Raw genomic sequence first — 11391 nt, forward strand, 5'->3', positions numbered from 1 at the left:
TTAATCTAGATAAATTCATTAATAATTTTTGTAAGCTTTATGATTTCTTCTTCTGTATTGAAGCTATGCAGACAAATTCTTAATCTCTCCGTACCTTCTTTCACAGTCGGACTGAAAATGGGATAGGTTAAAAATCCGTTATCGGATAAAGTTTCTGCCAATATCCTCATTTTATGATTGTTAGGAATTATAATCGCCTGTATCGGACTATTTTCGTGAGAATGAGTCTGTAAATTCGCTTTCCGGAAAGCACTGATATTTTCCTGCAGCTGAACTGATGCTGCTTTATTTTCATTTAAAAATTCATATCCTCTGGAAATGCTCATCCATAAAAAGTCATGTGCGGCTGTTGTATAAATAAAAGGCGAGGCAAAATTGATGAGGTAAGATTTTATTATGTTGTTGATAAGAATGGCAGCCCCATGTGTACCCAATGCTTTTCCATAAGTCACAACTGTAGCAAAAACTTTTTCATGAAGCTGAAACCTGTGAACAAGACCATATCCGAAAACTCCAAAAGCATGTGCCTCATCTACAATAAGTTCGGCCTGATATTTTGCAGCGAGTTCTGCTATCTCCTGAAGCGGACAAAAATCTCCATCCATCGAATACAGGCTTTCAACAGCAATATAAACCGTACCAGACTGTTTTTTCAGAATATCTTCTAAATGATTACAGTTATTATGTTTAAATTTTAATTTTTTAGCATTCGACAATTTGCAGCCATCGTGTACCGAGCGGTGAATTTTTTCATCCACGATAACGGTGTCATGACGAGTTGGAAGTGAAGCAAATAAAGCAAGATTGGCATTATAACCCGATGGGAAAAGCAGTGCCGATTCACATTGATGTTCTTTGGCAATGAATTCTTCCGTTTCCGTAATCATTGAAGTATTTCCGCTGATGAGTCTTGAACCTGTGCATCCTTTGAGCAACGCAGGATTTTTCTGGACTGTTTTTAAAAGCAAGCTTTGGAAATCATTGTTTCCTGCAAATCCGAGATAATCGTTAGAATAAAAATCCACCCCATTTTGCCCGGAACGTAATGTTCTTAAAATTCCTTCCCGTTTTCTTTTGGCTAAAGCTTCTTCAAATGGTAAAAAATCATTCAACATGTTCTGCCTTCAAAATTTCCTGTGAAATGCTGTTGATCCATTGCTGGTGAAGATCATTTTCAATCTTCAAAATATGTTCAGCATGAATTTTCCATTCTTTGCAAAATTCATCAAGCTGGTGAATCATTTCTTCCAGATGGCCTTCTTCTTCCAGAATAATAGATTTCACCATAACTTTTGAGCCATATTTCGTAAGAACTTCCTGGTAAACAGGATATAATTCGTCTGCCCGAACTTCAATCGCATAGGTGACAAAAAGATAGGCAGCATATTTTAATTGCTCTTTCGATAATGAAAATTTTTGTTGCAGATATTTACAAGTTTTAATATCTAAACAATGAAGATAGTGTCTGGTAGAGGCTGATGCAAGCAAATATTGCTGTTGGTAATTTTCACAAGTAGATGAAGTAATTTTATTGATCTGTTTTTTAAGGTAATACGCATGCCGGTGTTCTTCCGCTGCATGTTTCAGCTGAATAAGATTTACTTCAGAAGGATGCTCACAGGCGGAAATTTTCCTTGCACCTGCGTTTTCCATATAGGACAAGGTATTCAGCCATTTGGCGTGAGTATGATGATCACTAACAATTCTTTCAAGAAGTTTATAAAGTATCATTTCTTTATTATTTTAATTCAAAAGTAGTATATTGCCGGATGGTTATATGGTACCAGTTTTAAGATAATGAGTAGTCCGGTTTTAATTCCCTATCAAAGTTTTATAACAATAAACAGATCATCTGATGTTTTTGTTTATATTCAGATTTCCAATCAGCTGATCAATGCCATTCAGCGCGGATTTCTACCCTACGGAACCAAGCTTCCCGGAACGAGAACGCTTAGCACGCTTCTGAATGTCCACCGAAATACAATTGTTTCTGTCTATGATGAACTGCTTGCTCAGGGCTGGATAGAAAGTTTTCCGAACAAAGGAACATTTGTGATAGGAAAAGAACAAAATACTGCGACGGTGGAATCCATTAGAAATCATCATCTTGAAAATTATCCTAAACAATCCGGATTTTCTTTTAAAACTTCCAATATCCTGGATAATCCTTTTGAACATTCTGAATGCGACTATATTTTTAATGATGGGATTCCTGATATCCGACTTACACAGGTAGATCAGTATTCCGGGATTTACAGCTCTATTTTAAAAAGGAAAGCACATAAAATCGGACAATACAATTCTGATGGAAGTGAATTTTTTAAACATCATCTTTCACAATATTTAAATTTATCAAGAGGATTACCGATCTCAAAAAATAATCTCCTTATTACAAGAAGCACTGAGATGAGCATGTATATTGTTTCAGAAATTCTGTTGTCTGAAGGTGATACGGTTCTGGTAGGTGAACTTAGTTATTTTTCTGTCAATATGATCTTTCAAAGGACAGGAGTTACCATTCGGACCGTTTCAATAGATGATGAAGGCATCAATGTGGAAGAAGTCCGGAAAATTTGTGAAAAACAAAAAATCAGGATGCTGTATCTTACCCCTCATCATCACTATCCTACTACGGTTACCTTAAGTGCAAAAAGAAGACTGGAACTTTTAAATTTATCTCAGGAATTCGGTTTTATCATTCTTGAAGATGATTACGATTATGATTTTCATTATGACAAAAGTCCTATTCTTCCGTTGGCAAGCGCAGATACAAAAGGCATGGTTGTTTATATTGGCTCATTCGGAAAATTGCTGGCTCCGGGATTTCGTACCGGTTTTATTGTAGCTCCGGAAAATGTGATGACGGAAATGAGAAAGTATCTGGGTATCATCGACAGGCAGGGCGATATTTTGATGGAACATGTTCTCGGGGAAATGATTGCTGAAGGAGAAATCAACCGTTATCTGAAAAAATCGTTGAAAATCTATAAAGAACGAAGAGATTGTTTTGCTTATTTGCTTAAACATCATCTGGATGAATTTATCAATTTTAAAATTCCTTCAGGCGGACTGGCCTTCTGGGCAGAATGGAAAAAGCCGGTAAATCTTATGAATCTTTCAAAGAAGTGTGCCCGAAATAATCTTTTTATTCCTAAAAATTTGCTGTATCAGAACCGGAAGCTCACGGCAATGCGTCTCGGTTTCGGAAATTTTACAGAAAGTGAGATGGAAAAAGCGGTTGAAATTCTTTCAATGAATGTAAAAAGTATATTAATAGGAGATAAAAACTAAGACTATTTATTTTGGTTGGATTTTTGAATATAGGTTTCTAAATCTTTACACCATTGAAATTAATTACATTTACAAACAAAGGCATTTATTGTCCGCAGGGTAAATTTTATATTGATCCGTGGAGACCTGTTGATCTTGCGGTCATCACACACGGACATGCAGACCACGCACGCTGGGGAATGAAAAAATACCTTTGCCATCACTACACAAAGCCGATTTTGTATAAAAGAATCAGTGAGGATATTGAATGCCAGAGTGTGGAATATGGTGAAGTGATCGATATCAATGGCGTAAAAGTTTCGCTTCATCCTGCCGGTCATATTATCGGTTCTGCACAGATCAGACTGGAATATAAAGGATATGTAAGTGTGGTTTCCGGAGATTATAAAGTACAGGATGACGGTTTGAGTACTCCTTTTGAACTGGTACGGTGTAATGAATTTGTTACCGAAAGTACTTTCGGACTTCCCATTTATAATTGGCTGGAAACAGAAGATCTGAATAAAAAACTCCAGAACTGGGTGCTAAAGAATAAAGAAAATCAGAAAACTTCCGTGTTTATCGGCTATTCTTTGGGTAAAGCCCAGCGAATTATGAAAGCGGTTGAAGGGCTTGGAAAAATTCATGTCCATTATTCCATCGGAAAGCTGAATGAAGCTTTCGAAACGGTAGGAATTGATCTTCCGGATTATGAAATTCCTGATTTCAGGGAAAGTGTAAAGAATCTTCAGGATGAAATTGTCATTGTACCACCCGCTTTACTGGATTCCAATGTCATTAAAAAAATCCCCAATGCGGCAACAGCGATATGTTCCGGATGGATGCAGGTGCGCGGAGCAAGAAGATGGCGAAGTGCGGATGCCGGTTTTGCAATGAGTGATCATGCCGACTGGAAAGGGCTTCTACAGGCCATAAAAGCTACCGAAGCCGAATTGGTTCACGTAACACACGGACAGACAGAAGTTTTTTCCAAATATTTAAACGAAATCGGAATTCAATCGGATGTAGTGGAAACGCTTTACGGAGATGATGACGAAGAGGAAAAAGAGAAAGAAATACTAGAAAATTAAACCTTGAAGGTTTGTCTATATAATTAATAAAAAATGAAACATTTCGCAGATCTTATCAACGCTCTCGAAAGCACCAATAAAACCAATGCTAAAATCGATGCCATTATCGATTACCTGGAGCGTGCCCCCGATGAAGATAAAGTTTGGTTTATAGCGCTGTTTACCGGCAAAAGACCAAAGCGGAATGTCAATACCAACTATATGAAAGAATGGGCTTTGGAAATTACCCAATTGCCATTCTGGCTTTTTCAGGAAAGTTATTCTTCCGTGGGAGATCTCGGAGAAACGATTTCATTGATTCTGCCGCCGCCAACGGAAAAAATAGACCGCTCTCTGTCCGATTGGATGAATGAAATTATTAATCTGAAAAACAAAACCGACCAGGAAAAAAAAGAATTTGTCCTCAATTCATGGAACGGATTGGATTATACCGAAAGGCTTATCTTTAATAAATTATTAGGAGGAAGCTTCCGGATCGGGGTTTCGGATAAAACACTGATCAATGCCTTAACGAAGTTTTCTCATCAGGAATCAAGCACATTAATGCACAGCCTTATGGGAAAATGGCAGCCTGATGAGGTTTCCTTTCGTGAGCTGATTTCCGCAGAAAATATCAATCCGGATAATTCCAAACCCTACCCTTTCTGTCTGGCCTATGCTTTGGAAAAAGATTTGGAAGAATTAGGAGAGCCTGATGAATGGCTTATTGAATACAAGTGGGACGGAATCCGTGGACAGATTATCCGCAGAAACGATGAAGTGTTTATCTGGTCCCGCGGCGAAGAGCTCGTTACCGATCAGTTTCCGGAAATAAAAGAAGTGGTTCAGAATATGAAAGGAGACTTTGTGATAGATGGAGAAATACTTGCGGTGAAAGAGGGTAAGGTTTTAAATTTTAATGAATTACAGAAAAGATTAAACAGGAAAACTTTAACTAAAAAAATGCTTTCCGAAATCCCGATTCAGGTATTTGCGTACGATCTTCTGGAACTTGAAAACAACGATTTAAGGGAAAAACCGATCTCTGCAAGAAGAGCGATGCTGGAAGAATTATTACTCAATGAAAATCCCGAAAATATTAAAATTTCAGAAGTAATACCCTTTGAAAACTGGAATGAACTAAACAATATCCGTGAAAATTCAAGAGATATTAACAGTGAAGGATTGATGCTGAAACAGAAGAATTCTCAGTATCATTCGGGAAGAAAAAAAGGGGATTGGTGGAAATGGAAAATCAGCCCGCTGACGATTGATGCCGTTCTGATCTATGCCCAGAAAGGAAGCGGAAGAAGAAGCGCCTATTACACCGACTATACGTTTGCCGTAAAAAATGAAGATAAGCTGGTGACTATTGCAAAAGCCTATTCAGGTCTTACGGATAAAGAAATTATGGAAGTCAGTAAGTTTGTCAATAAAAATGCTATTGAAAAATTCGGGCCGGTAAGAACGGTAAAACCGGAGCTTGTTTTTGAAATTGCTTTTGAGGGAATTGGCTTCAGTAACCGTCATAAAAGCGGTGTTGCCTTAAGGTTTCCAAGAATTCTAAGATGGCGTAAAGATAAAAAGGTTGATGAAATTGATGATCTTGAGGAAATTAAGAAATTGATGCAGTAACTGGTTTGATAATTATTCCTTTATCCGGTTTTTTAAATCCATTTCTGCGCCCAAAATTCTTTCAATTTCAATCTCAGCCGGATTCAGAATTCTGTAAAAAATGATATGTTTATTGGCTGTAAAACCATAAACATCAAATCTTATTTCGGTATAATTTTTTCCGATATATGGATTCTCACACAATAAGTGAAAGAAATTAATCAGTTCTTCATAATAAATATCTGCTTGCTTTTCTGACCAAAATTCGTAAGTGTATTCATATATTTTTGTAATATCTTCAACTGCTTTATTGGTCAGGAAATAACTACCCATTTTTTTTCAGATTGGATTTCATCAATTCTAAATGTTTCTGCGGATTAAAGTCATGTGCAATCCCACTGCTTATACCTTCCTCAACCGCATTTTTAAGCATCTGTATTTTGTTTTCCTCTTGTTCCAAAAGCCTTAATCCCGCTCTTATTACTTCACTGGCATTCTTAAATCTGCCTTCAGAAATTTTAGAATCAACAAAATCTTCAAAATAATCTCCTAAAGAGACTGATGTATTTCTTCCCATCGCATTTATTTTTAATGAATTAAAGTTACCAATTTTTGGTAATTTACCAAAAATTCAACTTAAAAATTTTTCATTAAATTGATGGAATAATTATTGAGATACTGTTTTACGGTGATTATAATTGTATTAATTAAATAAAAAACTTGACAACATTCGAAAATACCGACGGCTACCAAATCATCCAAAACTGGATGGCTGATAAAAACATTTCCCCTTTCAAATTTCAGGTTGAAACCTGGAAAAAGTTCGGAAATGGGTATAGCGGAATGGTTGTTGCCCCCACAGGTTTCGGAAAAACCTATTCAGTTTTTTTAGCATTGATTTCAGACTTTCTGAATCGTCCGGAAAAATACGGAAAAGGATTGAAAATGATTTGGATCACCCCTCTCCGATCGCTCTCAAAAGATATTGCCAAAGCGATGCAGGAAGCCATTGACGAGATTGGGTTAGACTGGGCAGTAGGCGTAAGAAATGGAGATACAGATCCAAAAGTTCGCCAGCAGCAGGTTAAAAACATGCCTGAAATTCTTGTCGCAACTCCCGAAAGCCTTCATTTGCTGCTCGGACAAAAAAAGCATCAGCGGTTTTTTCAGAATTTGCAGACCATCGTCATTGACGAATGGCATGAATTGCTGGGTTCCAAACGCGGCGTAATGGTTGAGCTGGGAATCTCTCAGCTCAGGAAATATGTTCCGAAACTTAAAATCTGGGGAATTACGGCTACGATAGGAAATCTGGATGAAGCGATGGAAGTTTTAATTCCTTATCATGTAAAAAAAACAAAAATTACCGCAAAAGAGAAAAAGAAAATTGATATTCTTTCCGTATTTCCGGATGAAGTGGAGATTCTTCCGTGGGCAGGGCATCTTGGGCATAAACTGGCAGATAAAGTCGTACCGATTATCCTGAATTCCAACTCAACCATTGTTTTTACCAATACCAGAAGCCAGAGCGAAATGTGGTATCAGCTTCTGCTGGATGCCTATCCGGATTTTGCCGGACAAATTGCCATTCATCACAGTTCGATTGACGCGCATCTAAGGATCTGGATTGAAGAAAACCTGAGCAACGGAAAACTGAAAGCCGTGGTATCCACCTCATCTTTAGATTTGGGAATTGATTTTAAACCGGTTGATACGGTAATACAGATCGGTTCTGCAAAAGGAGTTGCAAGGTTTTTGCAGCGGGCCGGACGAAGCGGCCACTCCCCTTTCGAAACTTCCAAAATTTACTGCGTTCCGACCCACTCTTTAGAATTAATTGAGGTTTCCGCATTGAAGGAAGCCGTAAAAAACAATGTAATTGAACCACGAGACCCGCAGGTCTTATGTTTTGATGTATTGGTGCAGTTTCTCATGACACTTGCCATCGGCGATGGGTTTTATCCTGATGAAATGTTTCCGCAGATTAAACAAACTTTTGCATTTCAGCAGATGACGGACGAAGAATGGAAAAATATTCTTGATTTTTTAACCATCGGCGGAAAGGCACTGAAAAGCTATGAAGAATTTCATAAAGTGGTTATTGATGAAGACGGACTGTATAAAGTAACATCCAGAAGAATTTCGATGCTTCACCGGATGAACATGGGAGTGATTGTAAGTGATGCCATGCTGAAGGTAAAATTTATTTCCGGCGGTTACATCGGGATGGTGGAAGAATATTTTATTTCGAGATTAAAAAAAGAGGATAAATTTATTCTTGCAGGGCGCGTTCTGGAAGTCGCCATGATTAAAGACATGACGGTTTTCGTAAGGGCTTCCAAAGGAAAAGCTTTTGCACCAAGTTATCTGGGCGGAAGACTGCCTTTAAGTTCCAATCTAGGTCAGTTTTTAAGGGAAAAACTTTCGGGTGCGCTAAATCCTAAATCTTCTGAAAAAGAATTAAAATTTCTGCATCCTTTGCTTGCCAATCAGGAAGAACGGTCTCATATTCCGGAAGAAGACGAATTTCTGGTGGAATTAATCAAAAACCGGGAAGGTTACCATTTATTTATGTATCCTTTTGAAGGAAGGCTGGTTCATGAAGTAATGGCGGCCCTGATTGCGTACCGTATTTCAAAGCTGGCTCCGATTTCATTTTCCATGGCGATGAATGATTATGGTTTTGAATTATTCAGCGATAAACAAATTCCGCTGAATGAAGATAATTTAGAAAAGATTCTGACTCGTGAGAACTTAATGACGGATGTTATTTCAAGTATTAATGCAGCCGAAATGGCGAGGCGTAAATTTCGAGATATTGCGGTAATTTCAGGAATGGTCATTCAGAACTTCCCAGGGCAGCAGCGTTCCAATAAATCGTTGCAAAGTTCGGCCGGACTTATTTTTAAAGTACTGGAAGATTATGACCCTGATCATTTTCTCGTGAGACAGTCTTATACCGAAGTATTCAATATGCAGCTTCAGGAGCAGCGGCTTGTGGAAGCATTTAAACGAATTGAAAAGTCAAAAATAATTTTAAAATTTGCCAATTCTTTTACGCCATTGAGCTTCCCGATAAAAGTCGACAGTCTCCGTCAGACCCTTTCCAGTGAAGATCTGGATTCCAGAATCAAAAGGTTGGTGGAACAGGCAAAAAAAGTCAGGTAATCAGCTTATTCTTTTGCCAAGAATGACCAATGTTCTTTCTACTCCATCCAGCACGGCAACATTCGGAAAAGTTCCCCAGTCTTCAAATCCAAAATGTCTGAAAAGCTTCAGGCTTGGTTCGTTGTGAAGAAAAATAAATCCTAAGAATGTTTTCACTCCGAATTTCCCGGCATTGTCAATACAATATTGAAGAACTTGTTTACCGAATCCTTTTCCGCGGCAGCTTTCATCCATATAAATGCTGACTTCCACCGTTCCATTGTACGCAGGTCTTCCGTAGAATGACGAAAAGCTTACCCAGCCTAAAATATTCTTTGCTTTATCTTCAACCATCCAGAGCGGACGATTTTCCGGGTTATGCTCATGAAACCATTGTACTTTGCTTTCCACCGAAACATTTTCGGTATCGGCAGTTACCATTCGGGAAGGAATGGTAGAATTGTAAATATCAACAATTGTAGGTAAATCTTCAAGGGTGGCATTTCTGAAGGTCAGTTCTTCCATAAACGGCAGCATTTATCTGCAAATATACATGAAGATTTCTTTTTGATAGGATTATTCTTCGGCTTCGGGATCTTTCAGTTCTTTCAGGCTCCGGTTCAGGCTTCTCACACTGATTCCCAGATAAGCAGCCATATCTTCTTTTGAAATTTCCATTTCTTTTGATTTTAATTCCAGAAACTGGTTGAGCGTGTGCTCCGTCGTGTGAAGCTGCTGATACGATGCCCTGCTTGAGGTGTTGACAATACGTTGTGCAAAAACATCGAGCAGAAAATTATTCAGGCCTAAATCATTTTTAAGCAAATCTTTAAAATACGGGATCGACATCGCATACACCGTAACTTCACTGATGGCTTCAATAGAACAAAGGCAGGGAACATTTTTAATGACTTCAATCTCGCCGATAATTTCGCCTTTGCCTAAAAATTCAACAATATATTCTTTGTCATTCTCTTCTATAAAATAACATTTGGTAATACCGCTTCTAATGAGCATGATCTTTGTGGAAGTTTCATTCTGGGTGAGCAATCGTTCTCCTTTAGCATAGGATTTAATAATGATATTTTCCTTTTCCGGCTGTTTCTCATAAAGCGTTTCCAGATAGTCTAAAAATGGTTGATTCGTTCTCAGCATAATAATCGGGACAAATGTCCTTTTTTGGTTGATATTTATTTCTGAATTTTGGAGCGGAAAATTACAAAATCTAATTTTAACGTATTATGAATTCTGTCCATACCATCGCTTTTGATGCCGATGATACGCTTTGGGTAAACGAAACGTATTTTCACGAAGCCGAATCTGCTTTCTGTGAACTTTTTAAAGATGAACTGCCAAATAAAATGGTTTCAGAAGAATTATTTATTACTGAAATGAAGAATCTTCAGCTTTACGGCTATGGCGTGAAAGGCTTTATGCTGTGTATGATAGAAACCGCAGGAAAGCTTTCGTCTGGGACGAATCACGCATCACTAACCCGGAAAATCATTGAAATCGGACACGAACTTTTACAAAAACCGGTTGAACTTCTGGACGGCGTTGCCGAAACCCTCGATCAACTGAAAGGAAAATACAGGCTTGTGGTTGCTACAAAAGGTGACCTGCTGGATCAGGAAAGGAAGCTTAAAAAATCAGGGTTGCTGGATTATTTTCATCATATTGAAATTATGAGTGATAAAAAAACAAGCGATTATCAGAAGCTGGTCCGGCATCTGGATTGTCAGCCTGAACAATTTCTGATGGTTGGAAATTCTATAAAATCTGATATTCTTCCGGTGCTGGAAACGGGCAGCTATGCAGCTCATATTCCTTATCATCTTACCTGGGCACATGAACAGCACGAACAAAAACCGGAATCTGAACGTTTTATGGAACTTAAAAACATTCGTGAGATTTTGGATTATATTAATTAACGGCAGAAGATACAAAAGTTTATTCTACTTAATAAATTTTATAGCTTTCTTAATGTTCTAAATGAAAATAAACTTTGTTTATTCTTAAAATTAACATTAAGCTTAAAATTAACATTAAGAATTTAAGTAAATTAAACTGATAATAATTAAGAAATCAATACATTGATTGGTATTAAGTTTTTTAAGCTAACATGACTTAATTTCTTAATGTTGTATAATTATAGATTTAAACAATCTCTTAACTCTTGTACTCTTTTACTGTTATTGATACGCTTGAAATGTAGCATTAAATCTTTCGTCTTTTGTGGTTAAATAAAAAAGTCCTTAAAGCTAAAACTTTAAGGACATTTTAATGATAT

Annotated in this window: 11 protein-coding genes; 5 read left to right on the forward strand and 6 right to left on the reverse strand. The window is 37.5% G+C overall.

All coding sequences use genetic code 11. The features are described from left to right. Nucleotides 1–5: 5 nt before the first annotated feature. Both BUA76_RS00665 and BUA76_RS00670 read right to left on the reverse strand, forming a co-directional pair. Complete coding sequence (locus tag BUA76_RS00665; RefSeq protein ID WP_072882638.1) at nucleotides 6–1115, reverse strand: aminotransferase class I/II-fold pyridoxal phosphate-dependent enzyme; 1110 nt, start codon at nucleotides 1113–1115, stop codon at nucleotides 6–8. Beyond that, nucleotides 1105–1731: a hypothetical protein gene (locus BUA76_RS00670; RefSeq protein ID WP_072882641.1), complete on the reverse strand. Its 627-nt coding sequence runs from the start codon at nucleotides 1729–1731 to the stop codon at nucleotides 1105–1107. Before BUA76_RS00670 ends, BUA76_RS00665 begins: the two co-directional genes overlap by 11 nt. A 66-nt stretch (nucleotides 1732–1797) precedes the next feature. On the opposite strand from BUA76_RS00670, the gene BUA76_RS00675 reads away from it, so the two are divergent. Genes BUA76_RS00675 through BUA76_RS00685 form a run of 3 tightly spaced genes read left to right on the forward strand, consistent with a single transcriptional unit; the run spans nucleotide 1798 to nucleotide 5975 of the window. Further along, on the forward strand, nucleotides 1798–3291 hold the full coding sequence (locus tag BUA76_RS00675; RefSeq protein ID WP_072882643.1) for an aminotransferase-like domain-containing protein: 1494 nt from the start codon (nucleotides 1798–1800) through the stop codon (nucleotides 3289–3291). A gap of 53 nt (nucleotides 3292–3344) precedes the next feature. Next, entirely contained in the window at nucleotides 3345–4361 is a 1017-nt protein-coding gene (locus BUA76_RS00680; protein ID WP_072882646.1) for a ligase-associated DNA damage response exonuclease, read from the forward strand. A 33-nt stretch (nucleotides 4362–4394) separates the two neighbouring features. Then, nucleotides 4395–5975 (forward strand): ATP-dependent DNA ligase, encoded by a 1581-nt coding sequence (locus tag BUA76_RS00685; RefSeq protein WP_072882648.1) that lies wholly within the window; start codon nucleotides 4395–4397, stop codon nucleotides 5973–5975. A gap of 12 nt (nucleotides 5976–5987) precedes the next feature. On the opposite strand, the gene BUA76_RS00690 is transcribed toward BUA76_RS00685, so the two are convergent. Both BUA76_RS00690 and BUA76_RS00695 read right to left on the reverse strand, forming a co-directional pair. Continuing rightward, nucleotides 5988–6287, reverse strand: a complete 300-nt coding sequence (locus tag BUA76_RS00690) for a type II toxin-antitoxin system RelE/ParE family toxin (protein ID WP_072882650.1) — start codon at nucleotides 6285–6287, stop codon at nucleotides 5988–5990. Then, nucleotides 6280–6531: a type II toxin-antitoxin system ParD family antitoxin gene (locus BUA76_RS00695; RefSeq protein ID WP_072882653.1), complete on the reverse strand. Its 252-nt coding sequence runs from the start codon at nucleotides 6529–6531 to the stop codon at nucleotides 6280–6282. Before BUA76_RS00695 ends, BUA76_RS00690 begins: the two co-directional genes overlap by 8 nt. 143 nt (nucleotides 6532–6674) lie before the next feature. Here BUA76_RS00695 and BUA76_RS00700 point away from each other — a divergent pair, with 143 nt between their 5' ends. Continuing rightward, a complete protein-coding gene (locus tag BUA76_RS00700) occupies nucleotides 6675–9122 on the forward strand; it encodes a ligase-associated DNA damage response DEXH box helicase (protein ID WP_262484263.1) in 2448 nt (815 codons plus the stop codon). Here BUA76_RS00700 and BUA76_RS00705 read toward each other — a convergent pair whose 3' ends face one another. Together BUA76_RS00705 and BUA76_RS00710 are read right to left on the reverse strand one after the other, a co-directional pair. Continuing rightward, nucleotides 9123–9626, reverse strand: a complete 504-nt coding sequence (locus BUA76_RS00705) for a GNAT family N-acetyltransferase (protein ID WP_072883351.1) — start codon at nucleotides 9624–9626, stop codon at nucleotides 9123–9125. A gap of 51 nt (nucleotides 9627–9677) precedes the next feature. Next, the gene (locus BUA76_RS00710) at nucleotides 9678–10256 is read right to left on the reverse strand and encodes a Crp/Fnr family transcriptional regulator (RefSeq protein WP_072882655.1); all 579 of its coding nucleotides are present in this window, start codon (nucleotides 10254–10256) and stop codon (nucleotides 9678–9680) included. An 83-nt stretch (nucleotides 10257–10339) separates the two neighbouring features. On the opposite strand from BUA76_RS00710, the gene BUA76_RS00715 reads away from it, so the two are divergent. Next, nucleotides 10340–11032 carry an HAD family hydrolase gene (locus BUA76_RS00715; protein ID WP_072882658.1) on the forward strand — a complete coding sequence of 231 codons (693 nt, stop codon included), beginning with the start codon at nucleotides 10340–10342 and terminating at the stop codon, nucleotides 11030–11032. Nucleotides 11033–11391 lie beyond the last annotated feature (359 nt).

Source organism: Chryseobacterium takakiae, from assembly GCF_900129385.1.
GTDB classification, from domain to species: domain Bacteria; phylum Bacteroidota; class Bacteroidia; order Flavobacteriales; family Weeksellaceae; genus Chryseobacterium; species Chryseobacterium takakiae.

What these genes read in the sequence shown, in the direction of transcription:
- BUA76_RS00710 (WP_072882655.1), bottom strand. Translation starts at nt 10,256, where the DNA reads ATGCTGAGAACGAATCAACCATTTTTAGACTATCTGGAAACGCTTTAT.
- BUA76_RS00675 (WP_072882643.1), top strand. Translation starts at nt 1,798, where the DNA reads ATGAGTAGTCCGGTTTTAATTCCCTATCAAAGTTTTATAACAATAAAC.
- BUA76_RS00690 (WP_072882650.1), bottom strand. Translation starts at nt 6,287, where the DNA reads ATGGGTAGTTATTTCCTGACCAATAAAGCAGTTGAAGATATTACAAAA.
- BUA76_RS00670 (WP_072882641.1), bottom strand. Translation starts at nt 1,731, where the DNA reads ATGATACTTTATAAACTTCTTGAAAGAATTGTTAGTGATCATCATACT.
- BUA76_RS00705 (WP_072883351.1), bottom strand. Translation starts at nt 9,626, where the DNA reads ATGGAAGAACTGACCTTCAGAAATGCCACCCTTGAAGATTTACCTACA.
- BUA76_RS00685 (WP_072882648.1), top strand. Translation starts at nt 4,395, where the DNA reads ATGAAACATTTCGCAGATCTTATCAACGCTCTCGAAAGCACCAATAAA.
- BUA76_RS00665 (WP_072882638.1), bottom strand. Translation starts at nt 1,115, where the DNA reads ATGTTGAATGATTTTTTACCATTTGAAGAAGCTTTAGCCAAAAGAAAA.
- BUA76_RS00695 (WP_072882653.1), bottom strand. Translation starts at nt 6,531, where the DNA reads ATGGGAAGAAATACATCAGTCTCTTTAGGAGATTATTTTGAAGATTTT.